A 21,469-nucleotide genomic window follows, 5' to 3' on the forward strand; every position below is an offset into this window, starting at 1 on the left:
TACCGCGCACGTCGGGGCGTCGCTACGCTGCCCCGGAACTTTCCGGAGGGAGCGACGTCCATGGAAGAGGCCGACCGGCCTAGCACCGCCCGTATGATCGTTTTCTGGCTCGGTGGGGAGGACCACTTCCCGGTCGACGTGGCCGCCGCGCGGGCCTTCGAGGGGGCGTACGGCCCGTGCGCGCCGTTGTTCCGCGAGCTGCGCGCGTTCCTCGGTCGGGCGGTCCGGACGATCGCCGGGGCCGGGGTGGACGGTTTCCTGGTCTTCGGCGCGGGGGTGCCCACCAGGGGCAACGTGCACGAGGTCGCCCCGGAGGCGACGGTGCTCTACACCGACGTCGACCCGGTCACCATCCGGCTCGGGCAGCGCATCCTGGCCGGCAGCGACCGGGCCGGCTACGGCTACGGCGACGCCACGGACGTCGGCACGGTCGACTCCGCGCTGCTGCGCCGCTTCGTGCCCGGTTGGGGCCGCCGTCCGGTCGGGGTGGTCTTCCTCGGGCTGGCCGCCTTTCTCGACGACGCGGCGCTGGCGCGCACCCTCGACGAGCTGTACGCGGCGGTGGCCCCCGGCAGCTTCCTCGCCGTCGACTTCGACGGTGAGGAACTCGCGGCGTACCCGGAGGCCCTGGCGATGATGGGGCCGCAGTTCCGGATGCGCCCGCCCGCGGCGTTCGGCCCGCTGCTGGGCCGGTGGACGCCGACGGACGACGGGATCGTCCCGGTGTCGCGGTGGCGGCCCGACAGTCCGCCGGCCGGCCTGCCGGACGCCTTCCACGGCGGGCTGGCCGTCAAGCGCCCCGACTGACCGCCGTCGCGCCCGCCCCCGACCGACCGCGCCGGCCGGCCGGCGACGGCCCTCCGTATGATGCTTGCCGTACAGCAAGAGTTGTCGGAGGGGGATCATGTCGGACGCGTTCGGACCGGTGGCCCGCGCGCTGCGTGAGGCGGCGCCCGACCGGTTGGCCGAGGTCGCCGACCAGGCCGTCCGCGCCGGGTTGGGCGCGTCGCGCACGGACGTCTTCGTCGCCGACTACCGGATCAGCGGGCTGTGGCCCGTGCTCGATCCGGAGCTGCCCGACGCCGGCTTTCTCGCCTGCCACGGCGTGGCCCAACGCTGCTTCAGCAGCCAGCAACCGGTGCTCGACGGCGGGGACGACGGCCGGTGCCGGGTGTACCTTCCGCTGACTGTCTGGGGCGAACGTCTCGGCGTGTTCCTGGTGGAGCTGCCGGCTTCCCCGTCGGCGGCGACGGTCGAGGCGGTCCGGGACGTCGCCGGCGAGCTGGCGGTGGCGCTGCGCGCGGCGGACCGGCAGACCGACCGGTACCGCCGGGCCCGCCGCCGGGAACGGCTGAGCATGGCCGCCGAGATGCAGTGGGATCTGCTGCCGGGCCGCAGCGTGACGCACGGCGCGTTCCTGCTGGCCGGGCAGCTCGAGCCGGCGTACACGGTGGGCGGTGACCACTTCGACTGGTCGGTGGACGGTGACCGACTCACCGTGACGGTGCTCAACGGCGCCGGCACGGGCCTGTCGGCGGCACTGCTGACGGCGGTGTCGGTCAACGCCATGCGCAACGCCCGCCGCTCCGGGGGCAGTCTGGTCGAGCAGGCCGAGCTGGCCTCGGACACCATTTTCTTCCAGCACCGGGGCGAGCGGCACGTGGCGACGCTGCTGCTGGAGCTGGACACCACCGACGGCCGGGTCCGGGCGGTGGACGCCGGGTCCCCGCACGTGCTGCGGGTACGCGGCCGGTCGGTCGCCCGGGTGCCGCTGGAGCAGCAGTTGCCGCTGGGCATGTTCGCCGAGACCCGGTACGAGGTGCAGGAGTTCACCGTGGAGCCGGGGGATCGGCTCTTCGTGGTCAGTGACGGCGTGTACGCGGCGGATCCCGGTGGCCGCGAACCGTACGGCGAGCGGGCCATGGCGCGGTCCATGCGCGCGACGCGGCTGCAGCCGGCGACCGAGGCGGTTGGTACGGTGATGCGCGGGCTGCAGTCCTACCACGTGGACGTCGATCTCCGCGACGATGCTGTGGTCGTCTGCCTCGACTGGCGTGGCCAGGGCGGGGGAGGGGCCGGCTGGGCGCGGTGACGGGACGGTCAGCGGAACACGAGCGCACACTCGCAGGGGACGTCGGTGGAACAACCTCCGGATCTGGCCGCGGCGATCGCCGCGGCAGCCGAGGCGATCGTCGGCGTCCTGGACCCGGCGGGTTCCCGGCACCGGATGACCGTGTCGCCCACCCAGCTGCGGGTGCTCTCACTGATCAGCAGCCGCCCGGCGACCAATGTGAACCGGCTCGCGGAGCTGCTCGACGTGGTGCCGTCGTCGGCGAGTCGGCTGTGCGACCGGCTGGAGGCGATCGGGCTGCTGCGCCGGACCGCCGACCCGCGGGACCGGCGGGAGGTGCGGCTGATGCCGACGGCCGCCGCCGAGGCCCTGCTCAGGGAGCTGGCGGAGCGCCGGCACCGCGCGATCGGCGCGGTCCTGGACCGGATGCCTCCGCGCCAGCAGCAGGAGCTGCTGCTGGCTCTGCTGGCGTTCGGGCAGGCGGCCGCGCCCGTTGTGGTGGACGCCCAGTCGGACTCGCCGGCCCGAACGGCCTGACCCCCGTCGTATTCCTATATCCTAGGACGCTCTACCCAGCGTGACCTCCGCCACAACGCCAGGAAACACCACACCCAGGCAAACGCGGGCCGGTGGGGGCTGAAAGCGAGCCCGATATAGTGGCAGCGCAACTCACCGGCCGGTGGTCCCCGTGACCGCAGGCCGACCAGGGGAGGTGATCCCGGTCCGGGATCACCCAGGCGCCGGCGGAGCCCGGCAACGCGCACGTCCTTCCGTAGCGCCCGCCCGCGGGTGCCGGACCGTGCTGCTGAGGGAGGTTCGGTGTCGCGTCGGCCGGCGGGGGCGTCACCCCCGGAGAACACCGCCGCGCCGAGCGGGGACCGGATCCTCACCCTGCCCAACCTGATCAGCTTCATCCGGCTGCTCGGCGTCCCGTTGTTCCTGTACCTGCTGCTGGTCCGGCGCGCCGACGTCGCCGCCGTGGTGGTGCTGGCCATCGGAGGCACGACGGACTGGGTGGACGGCTGGATCGCCCGCCGGCTGCAGCAGGTCAGCCGCCTGGGCGAGCTGCTTGATCCGCTCGCCGACCGGTTGTACATCCTGGCCACCCTGCTGGCGTTCACGGCGCGCGAGGTGGTGCCGTGGCAGTTCACCGCCGCGCTGCTGGTGCGGGAGTTGCTGTTGCTGGGGTCGCTCGGCGTGCTCCGCCGGTACGGCTACGGCCCGCCGCCGGTGCACTACGTCGGCAAGACCGCCACGTTCCTGCTGCTGGCCGCGTTCCCGGTGCTGCTGCTGGCGCACGCGACGTCGGCGGCCACGGCGACGGTCGCGGGCGCGGTCGGCTGGGGCCTGGCGTGGTGGGGGCTGGTGCTGTACTGGGTGGCCGGCGCGCTCTACGTGGTGCAGGCGGCGCGGCTGGTGCGGTCGGTGCGGGCCGGGTCGCCGGGAGTGCCGGCATGACGGAGCAGCCGGCGGGGCAGCGGTCGGACGCGGCCGGCGAGGGGCGGGGTCCGGCGTCCCGGGTGTACACGCCGGATTTCCTGACCGAGTTGTTCCGCAACCCGTTGGATCCGGGGTACGCGGACGCGGCGGCCCGCCGTCGGGAGTCGCCGTCGTCGCCGCCGTCGGGGTGGCGGGCGTGGTCGGTGCGGTCGGTGAGCCTGGTGGTGGCCGTGGCGTTGGGTTTCCTGTTCGCGGTGGCGTACCGGCAGACGATGGCCGAGGAGCCGGGGCGCAGCCAGGCGCGGGCCGGGCTGGTGGCGGAGATCAAGGAGCGCGAGGCGGAGACCGACGGGTTGGCGGCGCGGGCGGACCGGTTGCGTGAGGAGGTCGGTCGGCAGCGGGACGCGGCGTTGAGTGGTTCGCAGGCGTCGCGGCTGCGTCGGTTGGAGGCGGGCACGGGGCTGGGTCGGGTGCGTGGGGACGGTGTGGTGGTGCGGTTGGCGGATGCGCCGGCGCAGGACAAGGACGGGGTGACCGGGTCCGGGGGTGGTCCGCCGCGGGTGTTGTACACGGATCTGCAGAAGGTTGCCAACGATCTGTGGGCAGCGGGTGCGGAGGCGGTGGCGATCAACGGGCAGCGGTTGACGGCGACGTCGACGATCCGGTCGGCGGGTGAGGCCATCCTGGTGGATTTTCGGCCGGTGACGGGGCCGTACGAGGTGTCGGCGATCGGGCCGAGGTCGATGCGGGACCGGTTCGAGGACAGTCGGGCGGCGTATCTGATGCGGGACCTGGTGGAGTCGGTGGGGTTGTCGTTCCAGGTGCGTGAGGTGGAGGAGATCACCCTGCCGGCGGCGCCGGAGCCGCGGCTACGCTACGCCGAGTCGTCGGTCAGTCCGAGTCCGTCTGTGGCGGGGTCGGGCGCCGATCGTTCGTCCCGGCCTGAGCCGTCCGGCTCGGGTGTGTCTCCCAGTCCTTCCGGAGGTGGCCGATGATCGCGGTGTTGGCGTTGCTCGCCGGTGTGGTGCTGGGGGTGTATCTGGACCCCACGGTTCCGGCGGCGTTGCAGCCGTATCTGCCGATCGCGGTGGTGGCCGCGTTGGACGCGGTGTTCGGCGGGGTGCGGGCGAAGCTCGACCGGATTTTCGATGACAAGCAGTTCGTGGTGTCGTTCATCTCGAATGTGCTGGTGGCGGGCCTGATCGTGTATCTGGGTGACCAGTTGGGGGTGGGCGGGCAGTTGTCCACCGGTGTGGTGGTCGTGTTGGGGGTGCGGATCTTCGGGAATGTGGCGGCGATCCGTCGGCACCTGTTCCGGGCGTAGGTTTGTGGTGATGAGCGAGGAAGAGCGCGAGACGGGTACCGGTTGGCCGCGTCCGGAGGCGCCGGTGGGTCCGCAGGCCCCGGCGGTGGAGCCTGATCCGCGTCCGGAGGCGCCGGATCCGGACGAGATCAGTCCGTTGGCGCCGGAGGGGGAGCCGTCGGTGGAGGACGCGGGGTCTCCGGGTGCCGGGGCGCCGAAGGGTTCGTCGGGTGTTCCGGCTGTGTTCGGGGTGGGCCGGCGGTTGACCTCGGCGGGGGCGATGATCGCGTTGTTGTTGGGGTTGTTGGGGTTCACCCTCGTGGTGCAGTTGCGGACGACGTCGACGGATCCGACGTCGGCGGCGACGCGGCAGGAGGACCTGGTGCGGATCTTCTCGGATCTGGATTCGCGGGAGAAGCGGCTGCGGCAGGACATCGAGTCGTTGGAGGAGAGTCAGCGGCAGTTGCGGTCGGGTGAGCAGGGTCGGCAGGCGGCGCTGGAGGAGGCGACGCGGCGGGCGGACGAGTTGGGAATTCTGGCGGGGACGTTGCCGGCGCGGGGGCCGGGGTTGAGTGTGCGGTTCGAGGCGGGGTCGAAGCCGATTTCGGCCTACCGGATCCTGGACGCGGTGCAGGAGTTGCGGGGTGCGGGGGCGGAGGCGATGCAGGTTTCCGGTGGGGACGGCGCGTCGGTGCGGGTCATCGCGTCGACGTATTTCCTGGATGGTGGGGATGGTGCTCTGGTGGTGGACGGGCGTCCGTTGACGGGTCCGTTCACGATCACGGTGATCGGTGATTCGACGACGATGGCGACGGCGTTGAAGATTCCGGGCGGGGTGGCCGCATCGGTTGCCGGTGACGGCGGTAACGTGATCGTCGAGGATCGTGAGGTTGCCGAGGTTTCGGCGCTGCACGCGCCTGTGAAGTTGGAACACGCCCGTCCGGTCTCCTGACCGGCGCGGCGCGCCGGTTCGCCGGCGCAGCGATGGTCGACTCGACGGTGAAGGACGCGTCTGGTGATTCCTGAGGATCTGCGGTATACCGCTGAGCACGAGTGGGTGGCGGGTGACGGGTCGGGCTCTGTCCGGGTCGGTATCACGCACTTCGCGCAGGACTCGTTGGGTGACATCGTGTTCGTCCAGTTGCCGGAGGAGGGCGCGGAGGTGGCTGCGGGTGACTCCTTGGGTGAGATCGAGTCGACCAAGAGCGTGTCCGAGATCTACGCCCCGGTGAGTGGGGTCGTGGCGGCGCGGAACGAGGCGTTGGCGGACACTCCGGAGGTGATCAACTCTGATCCTTACGGTGCGGGTTGGCTGGTGGAGATTACGCCGAGTGATCCGGTGGCGGTGGACGGCCTGCTGACCGCCGGGGCGTATCGCGAGCTCACCGAGAGCTGAGTGTCCGTGGGCGTGCGGGTGTTGTGTCCGCGCGTCCGGTTGCCCTGCATTTCGGCGCTGGCTAGGCTCGCCCAGTTGACCGAGAACCCAATGAGTTGAGCGTTGCGGAATTGCCTTTCCGGGCACGGGGAGCCAGCCGCCGGGTGGACTGCCCGGCGGCCAGACCCGCCATTACCCGTACGCCGACCTGAAACAGATCCGTGAGGTGGTCCCATGACGCGCCCAGACGACGAGTTCCCCCCGCTCGACGTCACTTCGACGCTCAATCTCGGTTCGCTCGACGAAGTGCTGGAGGGGCCGGACACCGATGTGGTGCCGAGCCGGATGTCCGGTTCGTTGCCGCCGGGTATGGCGCTGCTGGTGGTTCGTCGGGGTCCGAACGCGGGTGCCCGGTTCTTGTTGGACCATGATGTGACGACGAGTGGCCGGCATCCGGACAGTGACATCTTCCTGGACGATGTGACGGTGTCGCGGAGGCATGCCGAGTTCCACCGGGACGGTGGCACGTTCACGGTGCGGGACGTGGGAAGCCTGAACGGCACGTACGTGAACCGGGAGCGGGTCGAGGCGGCCACGTTGAGCAATGGTGACGAGGTGCAGATCGGCAAGTTCCGGGTGGTGTTCATCGCCGGTCCGCGCCCGGAGGAGGAGGCCGGCCGGGGGTGAACGAGCCTGCGGCTTCGACGCCTCCCGGGGTGGCCCGTGCCCAACCGCTGATGAGTATCGGCGAGGTGCTGGGTCAGCTCCGGGCGGAATTTCCTGACGTCACGATCTCGAAGTTGCGGTTCCTGGAGTCCGAGGGGCTGGTGGAGCCGCAGCGGACGGCTTCGGGGTATCGGAAGTACAGCTGGGACGATGTGGCGCGGTTGCGGTTCGTGTTGACCGCGCAGCGGGACCAGTATCTGCCGTTGCGGGTGATCCGTGAGCAGTTGGCGCAGTGGGATGCGTCGGCGGATGGGCCGGTGCCGTCTCGGCCGACGTTGGTGGCGGTGGGCCCGGATGGTGAGGTGCCGGGTCGTTTCGCTGTGGAGCAGCCGGTGGATTCGGCGCAGGTGCGGTTGGGTCGGGTTGATCTGGTCGCGCGGAGCGGGATCGACGAGTCGACGTTGGGTGAGTTGGAGCGGCTCGGGATCCTGGTGTCGGATCCGCCGGGTTGGTACGACGGGGATGCGTTGATCATCGCGCGGGCGGTGGCTGGTCTGGCGGCGTACGGGTTGGAGCCTCGGCATCTGCGGGGTTACCGGACGGCGGCGGATCGGGAGGTGGGGTTGTTCGCGCAGTTGGTGGCCCCGTTGGCGCGGCAGAGTGATTCGGCGGCGCGGGCGCGGGCGGCGGAGACGGCGCGGGAGTTGGTGGCGTTGTCGCAGCAGTTGCACGCGGCGTTGGTGCGGGTGGGGTTGCGGTCGACGTTGGGTCGGTGAGTGGGGTGTGTGCTGCGCGGTCCGGGCTGTGGTCCGGGCCGCGTGGTGTTTGTGGGGGCCGGTGGGAAAGATCTGGGTCGGGGTGCGTGTCGTAGGCTTGCCGGGGTAAACCCTTCTGGTGCGGGGCGTGGTGCACGTAAGCGCATGGGATGTGCGTGTCGCGGTCCGTGTACCGTGCAGGGAAGGTCGCGGTGCGGGCGTAGGTGACAACGACACGGAGGCGGCGGTGCGCGAGCTGAGCGTGGTCGGAGTTCGGGTGGAGTTGCCGAGCAACCAGCCGATCGTCCTGCTGCGGGAGGTCGAGGGGGATCGCTATCTGCCGATCTGGATCGGTGCGGTGGAGGCGACGGCGATCGCTTACGAGCAGCAGGGGGTCAAGCCGGCCCGGCCGTTGACGCATGATCTTTTGCGGGACGTGTTGGCGGCGTTGCAGGCGCCGTTGCGGGCGGTGGAGATCACCGAGTTGAAGGAGAACGTCTTCTACGCCGATCTGTTGATCGGTGACGGGGTGCGGGTGTCGGCGCGGCCGAGTGACTCGATCGCCCTGGCGTTGCGGGTCGGTGCGCCGATTCGTTGTTCGGAGCAGGTTCTCAGTGAGGCGGGGATCGTGATTCCGGACGAGCAGGAGGACGAGGTGGAGAAGTTCCGGGAGTTCCTGGATCAGGTGAGCCCGGAGGATTTCGCGGGCTGATCCCTGGCGCGGGTGGGGTTTCCCGCGTGGTTCTTCCCGTTCCGGCGTGGTCACTGTGGGTGGTCTGCCGTGGATCTTTGCTGTGGCCGTGCGGCGTGTCGTGGCCGTTCCTGCGCGGTGACTCCTCAAGGGCGCTATAGGGTTGCCGTGTCGAGGGGTGCACGTCCCGGAAGCGACGTGTCACCGCACTGGCGGGGAGGTTGTCCGGATGCACGAGCCGCGAGATCCCGAGCCTGGTACGCAGCAGCGCGGGGCGGGTGTGGTGCCGGTGGGGCCGGCGTCTGAGGATGACGGCGCGGTGGGCTACCGGGGTGTGACGGCGTGCCACGCGGCGGGTATCACGTACCGGCAGCTGGACTACTGGGCGCGGACGTCGCTGGTGGTGCCGAGTGTGCGGGACGCGTCGGGTTCGGGGACGTCCCGGCTGTACTCGTTCCGTGACCTGGTGGTGTTGAAGGTCGTGAAGCGGTTGTTGGATGCCGGGGTGTCGTTGCAGAACATCCGGAAGGCGATCGAGGCGTTGCGGTCGCGGGGGGTGGCCGATCTGGCGGGCATCACGTTGATCTCGGACGGGACGACGGTGTATGAGTGCCGGTCGCCGGAGGAGGTGGTCGACCTGTTGCAGGGTGGCCAGGGCGTGTTCGGCATCGCGATCGGCGGGGCGTTCAAGGAGATCGAGGGTTCGTTGTCGAATCTGCCGGCGGAGCCTGCGGGTGGGGTCGTGGAGGAGCCTGCGGCGGATCCGGTGGGTGACGAGTTGGCGGCGCGTCGGGCGCGTCGGCGGGCGGGTTGAGGCGTCGGGCGGGTGCCCGTGGCGCGGGGTCCGGGTCGGGCGGTCGGGGGTCGTTCCCGGCGTGGGTCCTGGCGGAGTCGGTGGGGTTGTCGTTCCGACTGTGCTGACGCCGGGGTGGGCTTGGGGTGTCCGGTGCGGCGTGGCGGCGCGGGAGGCGTCGCGTGTGGACGTTCCCGGTTTCTTGGTGACGGTCGTGGCGTTTCCGGGCGTTTCCGGTGGTCCTGTGTGCGGCGTTCGGCCCCCGCCCCCGGGGTGTCCACTGTCGGTGCCGGATGGTGGGTTCGGCGGACGAGACGCCGGTCAGGGGCCGGCTACGGCGGCGACGGCGTCGGCGATCGGGGTGTTGCCGGTGACCAGTTCCAGGACCGTGCCGGCGCTGCCCGGGTGGTACAGCAGGGCTACGAGGACCCGGGCGACGTCGGCGCGGGTGACCGTCCCGGGGTCGGCGTGCCGGGTCAGGGTGATCCGGCCGGTGGGCGGGTCGTCGGTGAGCCGGCCGGGGCGCAGCACCGTCCAGTCCAGGTCGCGGGCGGTGAGGTTGTCCTCGGCTGCCTTCTTGGCCCGCAGGTAGGCGGCGAACACGTCGTCGGTGCCGGCGGGTGGGGTGTCGTCGACGCCCATGGAGGAGACCAGCAGGTAGCGGCGTACCCCGGTGTGTTCGGCGGCGTCGGCGAGTAGACCGGCGGCGGCCCGGTCGACGGTGTCCTTGCGGGCGGCGCCGCTGCCGGGGCCTGCTCCGGCGGCGAAGACCACCGCGTCGGCGCCGTCGAGGTGGGTGGCGACCTGGGCGGCGTCGGCGTGTTCCAGGTCGCAGACGACGGGGTGGGCGCCGGTGGCGCGCAGCGCCGCGGCGTGGTCGGGGTTGCGGATCAGTCCGACGGCGGTGTCGCCACGGCCGGCGAGTTCCCGGTGCAGCAGTTGGGCGATCTTGCCGTGTCCTCCGGCGGTGACGACGCGCATACCTGCCACGGTAGCCGCCGGGGCGTCCGGGCACCGGCGCTGCGGCGAGGATAGTCACGGGGCCGGTGGTCGCCGGCGGGGGCGACGCTGAGGCAGCATGGACTTCGTGACCGAGACGTTCGACGCGCTGGCGGGGTTGCTCGCCGAGGGCGGTGTCGTGGTGTTGAGCGGGGCGGGCCTGTCGACGGAGTCGGGCATCCCGGACTATCGGGGGCCCAGTGGGGTGGCGCGGCGGCACACTCCGATGACGTACCAGGCGTTCACCGGGGATCCGGTGGCGCGGCGGCGGTACTGGGCGCGTAGCCACCTGGGGTGGCGCACGATCGCCCGGGCTGTTCCGAACGGCGGGCATCTGGCGGTGGCCCGCCTGCAACGCTTCGGGCTGGTCGGTGCGGTGATCACTCAGAACGTCGACGGTCTGCACACTGCGGCCGGGTCGGATCCGGTGGTGGAGTTGCACGGCAGCCTCGACGAGGTGGTGTGCCTGGACTGCGGCAACCACACCTCGCGCGAGGAGCTGGACCGGCGGCTGCGGCAGGCCAACCCGGGGTTCGACGCGGTGGTCGCGGCGGTCAACCCCGACGGTGACGTGGATCTCGCCGACCGTGAGGTGGCTGGGTTCCGGACGGTGGACTGCGGGTTCTGCCGCACCGGCATGCTGAAGCCGGACGTGGTGTTCTTCGGGGAGACGGTTCCCGCCGCCCGGGTGGCCCGCTGCTTCGACCTGGTCGAGGGTGCCCGGTCGCTGCTGGTGCTCGGGTCGTCGTTGACGGTGATGTCGGGGCGCCGGTTCGTGATTCGGGCGGCGAAACGGGGCATTGCGGTGGCGATCGTCAACCAGGGTGTGACCCGGGGTGACGGGTACGCCGCCGTGCGGGTCGACGCGCCGCTCGGCGTGCTGCTGCCGGCGTTGGCCGACCGGTTCGCCGGTGTGTCTTCGGCGCCGGACGTGGCGGCGGGCGCGTCCGGTGGGTGGGCGGCGCCGGTCGCGGGTTGACCCGGCCCGGGCCGGGGCTGACCGGCCGGTGATCCACTGGTCGGGGGGACGACATCCGCTGGGGGCGGCGGCGCTGGTAGCGTGGGTGTCGCCGGTACCCACGTGGGAGAGACCGTTCGGTGATCGTTGCCGGCGGCGCCGAAGGGGCAGCTTCCTCCCCGGAACCTCTCAGGCAAAAGGACCTCGTGGGCAGGCACTGTGGAGCGCCCTTCCCGGGGTGCGACTCAGGGGGAGGCCGACCTGTCGACCTCACCCCTTCCGGGAGCGCCGCTATGACCGTAGAGCAGTTCGCCGCCCGTCACATCGGTCCCGACCCGGCCGACGAGCGCCGCATGCTGGGGGCCGTCGGCTACGACTCGGTCGACGAGCTGATGGACGCCGCGATTCCCGAGGTGATCCGCTGGCACGGCGCCCTGGACCTGCCGGAGCCGGCCAGCGAGCACGACGCCCTGGTCGAGCTGCGGGCCCTGGCCGCGCGTAACACCGTCGCCGTGTCGATGATCGGGTTGGGTTACCACGGTACGCACACCCCGGCGGTGATCCGCCGCAACGTGTTGGAGAGCCCGGCGTGGTACACGGCGTACACCCCGTACCAGCCGGAGATCAGCCAGGGCCGGCTGGAGGCGCTGCTGAACTTCCAGACGATGGTCACCGACCTGACGGGGTTGGCCACCGCGAACGCGTCGATGCTCGACGAGGGCACCGCGGCGGCGGAGGCGATGACCCTGGCCCGTCGGGCGTCGAAGAGCCGCAGCAGCGTGTACGTCGTCGACGCCGACGCGTTGCCGCAGACCCTCGCGGTGATCACCAGCCGGGCGGAGCCGTTGGGCATCGAGGTGCGGGTGGTCGACGTCGACGCCGAGGACCTGCCGGCGGAGTTCTTCGGCCTGCACCTGCAGTACCCGGGGGCGTCCGGGGCGGTGCGGGACCACGTCGCGCTGGTGGCGGCGGCGCACGCGGCGGGGGCGCTGGTGTGTGTGGCGGCGGACCTGCTGGCGTTGACGTTGCTGCGCCCGCCGGGGGAGATCGGCGTGGACGTGGCCGCCGGCACCACGCAGCGGTTCGGGGTGCCGATGGGCTTCGGTGGCCCGCACGCCGGGTACCTGGCGGTGCGTTCGGGGTTGGAGCGGATGCTGCCGGGCCGGCTGGTCGGGGTGTCCCGCGACGCCGACGGCAACCCGGCGTACCGGTTGGCGTTGCAGACCCGTGAGCAGCACATCCGGCGGGAGAAGGCGACCAGCAACATCTGCACCGCGCAGGTGCTGCTGGCGGTGATGGCCGGCATGTACGCCGTCTACCACGGCCCGGACGGGCTGCGGGGCATCGCGGCGCGTACCCACGGCATGGCGGCGCGGCTCGCGGCCGGGTTGCGCGCCGGCGGGGTGGCGGTGGCGGACGTCGCGTTCTTCGACACGGTCACCGCGCGGGTGCCGGGTCGGGCCGCGCAGGTGGTGGCCGCGGCGGCCGGGCGGGGGGTGAACCTGCGCCTGGTCGACGCCGACCGGGTGGGGATCTCCTGTGACGAGACGACCACGGCGGCGCACCTGTCGGCGGTGTGGGCGGCGTTCGGGGTGGCCGGGGACGCCGGGGACGTGGACGCGGACGTGGCCCTGCCGGCGGCGTTGGCGCGGACCTCGGACTTCCTCACCCATCCGGTGTTCCGCAGCCACCACTCGGAGACGGCGATGCTGCGGTACCTGCGGCGGCTGTCGGACTTCGACTACGCCCTGGACCGGGGGATGATCCCGCTGGGGTCGTGCACGATGAAGCTGAACGCGACCACGGAGATGGAGCCGGTGAGCTGGGCGGAGTTCGCCCACGTGCACCCGTTCGCGCCCGCCGGGCAGACGGCCGGGTACCGGGAGATGATCGCCCAGTTGGAGGGGTGGCTGGCGGAGGTGACCGGCTACGACGCGGTCAGCGTGCAGCCCAACGCCGGGTCGCAGGGCGAGTTGGCGGGGCTGCTGGCGATCCGCGCGTACCACCGGGACCGGGGTGAGGGGCACCGGGACGTGTGCCTGATCCCGTCGTCGGCGCACGGCACGAACGCGGCGTCAGCGGTGATGGCGGGGATGCGGGTCGTGGTGGTGGGATGCGACGGCGACGGCAACGTCGACCTGGCCGACCTCGACGCGAAGATCGACAAGCATCGGGACGCGCTCGCGGCGATCATGGTGACGTACCCGTCGACGCACGGGGTGTACGAGACGGGTATCGCGCAGTTGTGCGCGCGGGTCCACGACGCGGGCGGTCAGGTGTACGTCGACGGGGCGAACCTCAACGCCTTGGTCGGGTTCGCCAAGCCGGGGCGGTTCGGGGCGGACGTGTCGCACCTGAACCTGCACAAGACGTTCTGCATCCCGCACGGCGGGGGCGGGCCGGGGGTGGGTCCGGTGGCGGTGCGGGCGCACCTGGCGGCGTTCCTGCCCGGTGACCCGGTGGGGGAGCCGGGTGCGGGCCGGCCGGCGATCTCGGCGGCCCGGTACGGGTCGGCGGGGATCCTGCCGATCCCGTGGGCGTATCTGCGGATGATGGGCGCGGCGGGCCTGACCCGGGCGACGGGGGTGGCGGTGTTGGCGGCGAACTATGTGGCGGTGCGGCTGCGGGAACACTTCCCCGTGTTGTACGCGGGCAACAAGGGCCTGGTGGCGCACGAGTGCATCCTGGACCTGCGGCCGGTGACGAAGGCGACCGGGGTCACGGTCGACGACGTGGCGAAGCGGCTGATCGACTACGGGTTCCACGCGCCGACGATGTCGTTCCCGGTGGCGGGGACGTTGATGGTGGAGCCGACGGAGAGCGAGGACTTGGCCGAGCTGGACCGGTTCTGCGCGGCGATGATCGCGATCCGGGCGGAGATCGACAAGGTGGCCTCGGGTGAGTGGCCGGCGGGCGACAATCCGCTGGCGAACGCGCCGCACACGGCGGCTATGGTGGCCGGCGACGAGTGGCCGCACCCGTATCCGCGGTCGGTGGGGGCGTATCCGGCGGGGGTGGACCGGGCGGGGAAGTACTGGCCGCCGGTGCGGCGGGTCGACGGCGGGTACGGCGACCGGAATCTGGTGTGCTCGTGTCCGCCGCCGGAGGCGTTCGAGCGGTGACATCGGGGCGCGCCGGGGCGGTGGTTCGCGCCGCCCCGGCGGGTGCGTCGACCCGGACAGGCTGGTCGGGGGAGGCCTGTGGTCGACGAGGGTGTGTCAGGTTGACGCTGGGTGAATGGTCAGGCGACCAGGGCGTGGCGGGCGGGTCCGCGGTGGGGGGCGATGGTGCTGCCGTCGGGGAGGAGTTCCCCGGTGTCCTCGAAGACGATGACACCGTTGCAGAGCAGGCTCCAGCCCTGCTCAGGGAAGCAGGCGAGGACTCGGGCGGCTTCCCGGTCGGTCGCTTCGGCGGAGGGGCAGGTGGGTTGGTGCTGGCACATCGGGTTCTCCGGACTGTGGGGGCACTGTGTCATGGTTCACATGACCAGTGACGCACAGTACCAAGCGAACGTGAGCTGCATCGAGCAGGTTCACGCCATGTCGGGGGGAAATCCACTGAACGGACGAGGCGGATTGGGCCGGACGGCGTGGAAGCGTTCCCACTGACGCGGGTGGACGTGCCCGCCGCCCCCGCCGCCTGCCGCGACAGCCTCACCGAACGTGACCGCCTGCACTGGCACCAGCGCGACGGCGGCGACCCCGCCCGCCTCGTCGAGGAGTTCCTCACCGCCCACGGCCTCGGCGTCGACGACCTGACCCGCCCCGCCTCCCACGACCCGGACGGGGTGTGCGGGGCCGCCGTGTACGTCTCGGCCGCCGCCGGGGCCACGATGGCCGCCGCACCGCCCGGCGCGCCCAGCCCCGCCCCCGCCCTGCCCGACCTGGCCGTGGTCGTCTACGCGCACACCCCCACCCGCCCCGCCGCACCGGCCCCGGGCACCGGCCCCTGGCGGGTCGGCGACTGGACCCCGAGCTGGAGCACCCGCCAGCACGCCGACGCCGTGACCGCCGTGCGCGCCGCGATCGGCCGCGGCGACGTCTACCAGGTCAACCTCGTCGGTCACGCCGCCGCCCCGTACACCGGCGACCCCCGCCCCGCCCTGACCCGGCTGGGCCGGCTGCCCGGCGCCCGCTACGGCGGCACCCTGCACGGCCCCGGCTGGGCCATCGGCTGCGCCTCCCCGGAAACCCTGATCGCCGTCGAGGGCGGCCGGCTGGTCACCCGCCCGATCAAGGGCACCCGCCCGGCCACCGCCGCCGGCCGCGCCGAACTGCTCGCCTCGGCCAAGGAACGCGCCGAACACATCATGATCGTCGACCTGGAACGCAACGACCTGGCCCGCGTCGCCGCCACCGGCACCGTCACCGTCACCGAACTGTTCGCCGTACGCCGCTGGTGCGACCTGTGGCAGGCCGAATCGACGGTGTCCGCGGCCCCCGCCGCCGGCCTGGGCCTGGCCGACCTGCTGCGCGCGGTCTGCCCCGGCGGGTCGGTCACCGGCGCACCCAAACTGGCCGCCCTCCACGTCGTCGCCGCCCGCGAACCCGTGGGCCGGGGCGCGAGCATGGGCGCGCTGGGCTGGGTGGGCGCCGGCCGGATCGACCTGGGCCTGACCATCCGCACCGCCGCCGCCGACGGGCGCCTGCTGCACGGCTGGGCCGGCGGCGGCATCACCTGGGACAGCGACCCCGACGCCGAGGTCGCCGAGGCCGCCGCCAAGGCCCGGCCCGTCCGCGCCGCCCTCGCCTCCGCGCCCGGATCGCGGGCCGATAGCCTGCTGCCATGACGATGCGGCCCATCCGGATCATCGGCGACCCGGTGCTGCGCACCGCCTGCGAGCCGGTGACCAGCTTCGACGCCGACCTGCGCGCCCTGGTCGGCGACCTGATGGACACCCTGCTCGGCGCACCCGGGCGCGCCGGCGTCGCCGCCCCGCAGATCGGCGTGCCCGCCCAGGTGTTCGTCTACGACGCCGCCGGCCACCGCGGCCACATGATCAACCCGACGGTGGAGCTGTCCGACGAACTCCAGGACGACGACGAGGGCTGCCTGTCCATCCCCGGGCTGTACTTCCCGACCCCCCGCGCCCTGCACGCCACCGCCCACGGATTCGACCAGCACGGCGAGCCGCTGACCATCTCCGGCAGCGGATTCCTCGCCCGCGCCCTGCAACACGAGACCGACCACCTCGCCGGACACCTCTACGTCGACACCCTGCGCGGAGACACCCGCCGGCGGGCGCTGCGGGAGATCCGCGCCGGCCGCTTCGACTCACCCACCCGCCGCCACTGACCCACCCGCGTCCCGCCGCCCCACCTCCCGGACAGCCCGACACGGTCACACCCGGCCGACGCCGACACCACCGCCGTGGCCAGACCACCCCGACCCTCAGACCCGGCCGCCACGCAGCATCAGCCCGGCGACCCCACCGACCGGGATGAGCAGCCAGCAGGACAACATCCGGTAGACCAGCACCGCGGCGGCGGCACTGACCGCGGTCGCCCCCGAGGCGGTGAGCCCGGCCACCAGAGCGGTGTCGATGACACCCACCCCACCAGGGGTCAACGGCACCTGCCGGACGATCTGCACACCGAGGTAGATGCCCGCCAGGGCGGCCACCCCCACCGCCAGGCGCAACGCCTGGGCCGCAGCGGCCAGGCACAGCAGATCAGCCGCCCACTTCACCGCCGCGTAACCCACCGCCCCCACCCAGTCCCGCACCCGCAGCGACGCCCCCACCCACCACGCCTGACGGGCCGACAGCAACAACGCCCGCGCACGCCGACGCACCACACCCCCCGACACGTCGGCGCCCGGGGCGGACCCGGCCGGCCGCCGACGCGGCCGCCGACGCCCGACCAGCACCACCAACGCGACCAGCCCGCCGAGCGCCGCCACGACAGCCAGCGCACGCCAATCCCACCCACCCGGGGCACGGGTGAGCACCACCGCACCCCCACCCACGTAGAGCAGAGCCACCCCGCCGATCGACGCCAACCCCGACACCACCGCCGAGGCCGCCGCGACCTCACGGGACGCCCCGGCACGCTCGTACTCCCGGATGGCGTACCCGGTGGACACCGCCGCCCCGGCCGGCAGCGAGATCGACAACGCCGTGCCGGCCAGGCTGATCGCCACCACCCGGCTGCGCCGCAGGCGCACGCCCAGGGCGTCGAGCAGCCGCCGCTGCTGCAACGCGAACGCCGCCAGCGAGACGACCTGCAGCAGTACCGCCAGCACCACCCAGCCGTAACCCGCGCCGGTCAGCGCGGCGAGGAACTCCCGCGGATCGGGCAGCCGCCCCCGCAGACCCACCACGGCCGCGCCGAGCACCCCCACGGCGACGGCGAGCAGCCGCACCCACCGACGCCGCCACAGCCCCCCGGCGGGACCCGCCGGCGGGTCGGCGCGCGGCGGGGCCGTCACCGCGGTCCCGCGCACGCGGTGAGGGTGTACTCGTTGTACCCGGCCACCGGGGTGAACCCGAGCCGGTCGTACAGCCGCAGCGCCGCCACATTGTCGACCTTCACGTTCAACGTGACGTGGTCGACGTCGGCGACCAACCGCCGGCACAACGCGGCCACCGCCGCAGCCGCCAGACCCCGCCCCCGGTACCCGGGACAGGTGGTGACGTTGCCCAACGCCGCCACCCGCCACACCGGGGAGTACACGTGCACCCCGGCCACCGCCACCAACCGCCCGTCGCGGCGCACCCCCACATACCGGCCCGTGTCGAGCATCCTCGGGTCGAACCAGTTACCCGGGTACGCCGCCGCGTACAGCCGCGTCAGCTCCGGCAGGTCGGCGGCGCCCAACGGCTGCCCCTCGCCGGGAACCGCGGCCAGCCGCGCCCGATCGGTCAACGCCATCTTCCGGTGCGCGCCGCCGTCGGCGACGTGGAACCAGCCCGCCAGCACCGACACCACACCGGGGGACAGGTGCGCGTGCAGACGCGCCGGCAACACCGGCGCCAGGTCGGTCAGCAACGCCGCCAACTCCTCCCGCCCGGCGGCGTCGGCGAACGCCAGCAACGTCGGCGGCGTCACCGCGTGGTACAGCAGCGCGACCTGCTCCCCGCGACGGAACCACGACGTGTACGGCCAGAAGAAGTCGTCCAGGTCACCCAATTGGTACGCGTGCAGCGCCGGATCTCGACCCAGCAACCGCCCCAGCAACACCCGGTCATGTTCGGCGCGCAACGGCATCCGACGATGATCACATGCCCCGGCGTGGTGACCCGCTCACGCCCGGCCGCACTCCTCGGCGGACAGATTCTCGTGCGCCCACCGGGCCAGAGCGTCCAACGCCGGCAACACCGCCGCACCCCGCTCGGTCAGCTCGTAGCTCACCCCCAGCGGCGGACCCTGCCGCACGGTGCGACGCACCAGCCCCACCCGGGCCAACTCCCCGAGCCGGTCGGACAACACCGACTCGCTGATCCCCGGCAACGCCCGGGTCAGCTCGGCGAACCCCGCCGGCCCATGCGCCAGGGTGCCCAACAGCACCCCGTTCCACCGCTTGCCGAGGAACGCGAACGCCCGCGTCAACCCCCCGTCGCAGGACCGGGGGACCTCACCGGGGGAGCGGGGCGTCATGGCCCCCACGATACGTGGCCTTACCCACGACGAAGCAACTTCGAAAAAACTAGCTGCTAGCCTCCGAGTAGTTAACGTCCCCGCCCCAAAGGAAACCCCACATGACCGACACGGTCACACCCCACCTCATCACCCTCGACACCGCAGCCCAAGCACAACTGTTCACCGACGCCCGCACCGCCAACACCTTCACCGACGAACCCGTCACCGACGCCCAACTACACGCCATCTACGACCTCGCCAAGTACCCACCCACCGCCGCCAACACCCAGCCCCTGCGAGTGCTCTACACCCGCCCCGGCGAAACCCGCAACCGACTGCTCACCCACCTGTCCGAAGGCAACCGCGCCAAGACCGCCACCGCCCCCGTCGTAGCCGTCCTCGCCGCCGACACCGACTTCCACGAATTCATCCCCCGCATCTTCCCCATCCGCCCCGAGATGCGCGACGGACTCGCCGCCGACGCCGCCGCCCGCGAAGGCATGGCCCGCTTCAACGCCACCCTCCAGATCGGCTACTGGCTACTGGCCGTCCGCGCCGCCGGCCTCGCCGCAGGCCCCATGGCCGGCTTCGACGCCGCCGCCGTCGACCGCGACCTGTTCGCCGACAGCACCTGGCGCTCCCTGCTCGTGGTCAACCTCGGCAAACCCGGCCCCGACGCCTGGTACCCCCGCCTGCCCCGCCTCGACTACGACGACATCGTCCGCCACGCCTGACCCACCGATGCCGGCCGGCGCGGGTTGCGCGCCGGCCGGCACCACCCAAGATCCCGAACGCGTCACCGCCCACGCCGACGCCGCAACCACACCCCCACAAAACCCACCGCCACGAACACCACCATCGAACACACCAACACCTTCAGCATCCGCCAACCCTCCCACCACCCACGTAGGGTGCAAAGGTGCGCCTGGCCACCTTCAACCTGCTCCACGGCCGATCCCTCACCGACGGACTCGTCGACCCCGATCGACTCACCACCGCCGTCACCACACTCGACGCCGACGTCCTCGCCCTCCAAGAAGTCGACCGCGACCAGACCCGCAGCGGCAAACTCGACCTCACCGCCATCGCCGCCCGCGCCCTCAACGCCCCCCAACACCGCTTCGCCGCCGCCCTCGTCGGCACCCCCGGCGAACACTTCCGCCCCCTCCGCCACGACGACGACGGACACGGCGAACCCTGCTACGGCATCGGCCTGGTCACCCGCCACCCCGTCCGCACCTGGCAGGTCACCCGCCTCAAACCCGCCCCCGTCCGCTCACCCGTCTACGCACCCGGCCCCGGCGGCGGCCTCATCCTCCTCAGAGACGAACCCCGCGTCGTCCTCGCCGCCGTCCTCGACACCCCCCACGGCGACATCACCGTCGCCGCCACCCACCTGTCCTTCGTCCCCGGCTGGAACGCCCACCAACTCCGCCAGACCATCCGCGCCCTGCGCGCCCTACCCGCCCCCCGCATCCTCCTCGGCGACCTCAACCTTCCCGCCGGCCCCGCCCGACTCATCTCCGGCTGGACCCCCCTCGGCCGCCGCCCCACCTACCCCGCCGCCCACCCCCGCGTCCAACTCGACCACATCCTCGCCGACCCCCACCACCGCCACCGCCTCCCACCCGTCACCGCCGTCACCACCCCCGCCAGCACCATCTCCGACCACCGCCCCCTCGTCGTCGACCTCGGCTGACCCCCGACGGACACACACCCCCCGAACCCGACAACCGTCCGGCACCTGCCAACGGCCGCCGGAACCCAGAGCCGCACCCACCGGAGGACCCGGCAGGTCGGGTCCAAGGCCTGCCGAACGTCAACCCCGCCCAGCCGCCCGCCGCGCCGCCACCACCGCATTACGGAACAACATCGCCACCGTCGTCGGCCCCACCCCACCAACCCGCGGCGTGATCGCCCCCGCCACCCGCGCACACGACTCATCCACATCCGGCAACAACCGCCGACCCTCATACCGCACCCCACCACCGACCACCACCGCACCCGGCCGCACATGCTCCGGCCGCACGATCCCCGGCACCCCCGCCGCCGCCACCAGAATCTCCGCCCGCCGCGTATACCGCGGCCAGTCCGCCACCCCCGTGTGCACCACCGTCACCGCCGCATTCGCCGTCGGCCGCTTCTGCGCCAACAACATCGCCAACGGCCGCCCCAACGTCGCACCCCGACCCAGAACCACCACCTCACGACCCGCCACCGGCACCCCATGGAACGCCAACAACGCCTCGATCCCCGCCGGCGTACACGGCAACGGCCCCGGCAACCCCAGCGCCAACCGCCCCATGTTCACCGGATGCATCCCGTCGACGTCCTTGTCCGGATCCAACACCTGCAACGCCCGGTCGTAGTCCAGATGCCCCGGAATCGGATGCTGCACCAACACCCCGTGCACACCCGCATCGGAATTGAACTCCTCGATCACCCGGTGCAGATCGGCCTGCGACGCCGACGCCGCCAGATGCACATGCGGCGACGTGAACCCCAACTCCGCCGCCTGCCGCTGCTTGATCCGGATGTACCCGGCGCTCGCGTCGTCGTCGCCCACCAGCACCGTCGCCAACGACGGCGTCACCCCCACCGCCCGCAACGCCGCGACCTCCGCCGCCACCCCACCCAGCACCTGCTGCGCCACCGGCCCACCCGGCAACAACCGTGCCGCCCCCGAAGGAACCCCACCCGAGGAAACCGCAGAAGAAGACATGGCACCACCTCGCCCGCAGGAGCCCAGGCGGACGACCCCCACGGCGAGCTCCCCGATGGTCGATCCCATCCCCGATGCCGCCAGTCGCGTACCCCTGCACCCTGCCACACCCCACA

The 21,469-nt window shown here is 72.4% G+C and carries 24 protein-coding genes and 1 riboswitch; of the genes, 18 read left to right on the forward strand and 6 right to left on the reverse strand.

From position 1 onward, the window contains the following. Window positions 1-60 precede the first annotated feature (60 nt). From ACFYZF_RS23275 to ACFYZF_RS23330, 12 genes are all read left to right on the forward strand, one after another. A complete protein-coding gene (locus tag ACFYZF_RS23275) occupies window positions 61-807 on the forward strand; it encodes an SAM-dependent methyltransferase (protein ID WP_387024025.1) in 747 nt (248 codons plus the stop codon). 97 nt (window positions 808-904) lie between these two features. Beyond that, window positions 905-2,092 carry a PP2C family protein-serine/threonine phosphatase gene (locus ACFYZF_RS23280; RefSeq protein ID WP_387024027.1) on the forward strand — a complete coding sequence of 396 codons (1,188 nt, stop codon included), beginning with the start codon at window positions 905-907 and terminating at the stop codon, window positions 2,090-2,092. Window positions 2,093-2,137: 45 nt separating this feature from the next. Next, on the forward strand, window positions 2,138-2,608 hold the full coding sequence (locus tag ACFYZF_RS23285; protein ID WP_387024029.1) for a MarR family transcriptional regulator: 471 nt from the start codon (window positions 2,138-2,140) through the stop codon (window positions 2,606-2,608). Window positions 2,609-2,890: 282 nt separating this feature from the next. After that, window positions 2,891-3,529 carry a CDP-alcohol phosphatidyltransferase family protein gene (locus ACFYZF_RS23290; protein ID WP_387024030.1) on the forward strand — a complete coding sequence of 213 codons (639 nt, stop codon included), beginning with the start codon at window positions 2,891-2,893 and terminating at the stop codon, window positions 3,527-3,529. Beyond that, window positions 3,526-4,506 carry a DUF881 domain-containing protein gene (locus ACFYZF_RS23295; RefSeq protein WP_387024031.1) on the forward strand — a complete coding sequence of 327 codons (981 nt, stop codon included), beginning with the start codon at window positions 3,526-3,528 and terminating at the stop codon, window positions 4,504-4,506. Before ACFYZF_RS23290 ends, ACFYZF_RS23295 begins: the two co-directional genes overlap by 4 nt. Beyond that, complete coding sequence (locus ACFYZF_RS23300; protein ID WP_007071104.1) at window positions 4,503-4,835, forward strand: small basic family protein; 333 nt, start codon at window positions 4,503-4,505, stop codon at window positions 4,833-4,835. Before ACFYZF_RS23295 ends, ACFYZF_RS23300 begins: the two co-directional genes overlap by 4 nt. Before the next feature lie 10 nt (window positions 4,836-4,845). Continuing rightward, window positions 4,846-5,766, forward strand: a complete 921-nt coding sequence (locus tag ACFYZF_RS23305; RefSeq protein ID WP_387024032.1) for a DUF881 domain-containing protein — start codon at window positions 4,846-4,848, stop codon at window positions 5,764-5,766. Between the two features lie 63 nt (window positions 5,767-5,829). Beyond that, window positions 5,830-6,210 carry a glycine cleavage system protein GcvH gene (gene gcvH, locus ACFYZF_RS23310; RefSeq protein WP_387024033.1) on the forward strand — a complete coding sequence of 127 codons (381 nt, stop codon included), beginning with the start codon at window positions 5,830-5,832 and terminating at the stop codon, window positions 6,208-6,210. 213 nt (window positions 6,211-6,423) lie between these two features. Next, window positions 6,424-6,876, forward strand: a complete 453-nt coding sequence (locus ACFYZF_RS23315) for an FHA domain-containing protein (RefSeq protein WP_007071101.1) — start codon at window positions 6,424-6,426, stop codon at window positions 6,874-6,876. Between the two features lie 50 nt (window positions 6,877-6,926). Next, the gene (locus ACFYZF_RS23320; protein ID WP_387024234.1) at window positions 6,927-7,631 is read left to right on the forward strand and encodes a MerR family transcriptional regulator; all 705 of its coding nucleotides are present in this window, start codon (window positions 6,927-6,929) and stop codon (window positions 7,629-7,631) included. Window positions 7,632-7,857: 226 nt separating this feature from the next. Continuing rightward, a complete protein-coding gene (locus ACFYZF_RS23325) occupies window positions 7,858-8,322 on the forward strand; it encodes a bifunctional nuclease family protein (RefSeq protein ID WP_387024035.1) in 465 nt (154 codons plus the stop codon). Between the two features lie 208 nt (window positions 8,323-8,530). After that, window positions 8,531-9,115: a MerR family transcriptional regulator gene (locus ACFYZF_RS23330; RefSeq protein ID WP_387024037.1), complete on the forward strand. Its 585-nt coding sequence runs from the start codon at window positions 8,531-8,533 to the stop codon at window positions 9,113-9,115. A gap of 300 nt (window positions 9,116-9,415) precedes the next feature. Here ACFYZF_RS23330 and ACFYZF_RS23335 read toward each other — a convergent pair whose 3' ends face one another. Next, window positions 9,416-10,075, reverse strand: coding sequence for an SDR family oxidoreductase (locus ACFYZF_RS23335; protein ID WP_387024039.1), 660 nt, complete (start codon window positions 10,073-10,075; stop codon window positions 9,416-9,418). A gap of 97 nt (window positions 10,076-10,172) precedes the next feature. Between ACFYZF_RS23335 and ACFYZF_RS23340 the strand changes: the two genes are divergently transcribed. Beyond that, window positions 10,173-11,072, forward strand: coding sequence for an NAD-dependent protein deacetylase (locus ACFYZF_RS23340; protein WP_387024041.1), 900 nt, complete (start codon window positions 10,173-10,175; stop codon window positions 11,070-11,072). Window positions 11,073-11,165: 93 nt separating this feature from the next. Then, window positions 11,166-11,266: riboswitch (glycine riboswitch) on the forward strand. 78 nt (window positions 11,267-11,344) lie between these two features. Beyond that, window positions 11,345-14,173: an aminomethyl-transferring glycine dehydrogenase gene (gcvP, locus tag ACFYZF_RS23345; protein ID WP_387024043.1), complete on the forward strand. Its 2,829-nt coding sequence runs from the start codon at window positions 11,345-11,347 to the stop codon at window positions 14,171-14,173. A gap of 119 nt (window positions 14,174-14,292) precedes the next feature. Here the strand turns inward: gcvP and ACFYZF_RS23350 are convergent, their stop codons facing one another. Beyond that, window positions 14,293-14,493, reverse strand: a complete 201-nt coding sequence (locus ACFYZF_RS23350) for a DUF5999 family protein (RefSeq protein WP_036371784.1) — start codon at window positions 14,491-14,493, stop codon at window positions 14,293-14,295. Window positions 14,494-14,655: 162 nt separating this feature from the next. Between ACFYZF_RS23350 and ACFYZF_RS23355 the strand changes: the two genes are divergently transcribed. Further along, a complete protein-coding gene (locus ACFYZF_RS23355) occupies window positions 14,656-15,840 on the forward strand; it encodes a chorismate-binding protein (RefSeq protein ID WP_387024236.1) in 1,185 nt (394 codons plus the stop codon). Then, complete coding sequence (locus ACFYZF_RS23360) at window positions 15,837-16,346, forward strand: peptide deformylase (RefSeq protein WP_387024045.1); 510 nt, start codon at window positions 15,837-15,839, stop codon at window positions 16,344-16,346. Before ACFYZF_RS23355 ends, ACFYZF_RS23360 begins: the two co-directional genes overlap by 4 nt. Before the next feature lie 96 nt (window positions 16,347-16,442). Here ACFYZF_RS23360 and ACFYZF_RS23365 read toward each other — a convergent pair whose 3' ends face one another. The 3 genes from ACFYZF_RS23365 to ACFYZF_RS23375 are packed head-to-tail and all read right to left on the reverse strand — an operon-like array spanning window position 16,443 to window position 18,649. Then, window positions 16,443-17,495 (reverse strand): YbhN family protein, encoded by a 1,053-nt coding sequence (locus ACFYZF_RS23365; RefSeq protein ID WP_387024047.1) that lies wholly within the window; start codon window positions 17,493-17,495, stop codon window positions 16,443-16,445. After that, window positions 17,477-18,259 carry a GNAT family N-acetyltransferase gene (locus ACFYZF_RS23370; protein WP_387024049.1) on the reverse strand — a complete coding sequence of 261 codons (783 nt, stop codon included), beginning with the start codon at window positions 18,257-18,259 and terminating at the stop codon, window positions 17,477-17,479. The genes ACFYZF_RS23365 and ACFYZF_RS23370 overlap by 19 nt, the downstream gene beginning before the upstream one ends. A 36-nt stretch (window positions 18,260-18,295) precedes the next feature. Next, window positions 18,296-18,649, reverse strand: a complete 354-nt coding sequence (locus ACFYZF_RS23375; protein ID WP_387024051.1) for a winged helix-turn-helix transcriptional regulator — start codon at window positions 18,647-18,649, stop codon at window positions 18,296-18,298. A gap of 101 nt (window positions 18,650-18,750) precedes the next feature. On the opposite strand from ACFYZF_RS23375, the gene ACFYZF_RS23380 reads away from it, so the two are divergent. Then, window positions 18,751-19,365: a malonic semialdehyde reductase gene (locus ACFYZF_RS23380; RefSeq protein ID WP_387024053.1), complete on the forward strand. Its 615-nt coding sequence runs from the start codon at window positions 18,751-18,753 to the stop codon at window positions 19,363-19,365. Between the two features lie 185 nt (window positions 19,366-19,550). Then, complete coding sequence (locus ACFYZF_RS23385) at window positions 19,551-20,330, forward strand: endonuclease/exonuclease/phosphatase family protein (RefSeq protein WP_387024055.1); 780 nt, start codon at window positions 19,551-19,553, stop codon at window positions 20,328-20,330. A 120-nt stretch (window positions 20,331-20,450) separates the two neighbouring features. On the opposite strand, the gene ACFYZF_RS23390 is transcribed toward ACFYZF_RS23385, so the two are convergent. Next, window positions 20,451-21,353 (reverse strand): bifunctional 5,10-methylenetetrahydrofolate dehydrogenase/5,10-methenyltetrahydrofolate cyclohydrolase, encoded by a 903-nt coding sequence (locus ACFYZF_RS23390; protein WP_387024057.1) that lies wholly within the window; start codon window positions 21,351-21,353, stop codon window positions 20,451-20,453. Window positions 21,354-21,469: the final 116 nt, after the last annotated feature.

Source organism: Micromonospora sp. NPDC001898, assembly GCF_042891255.1.
Lineage (GTDB): Bacteria > Actinomycetota > Actinomycetes > Mycobacteriales > Micromonosporaceae > Micromonospora.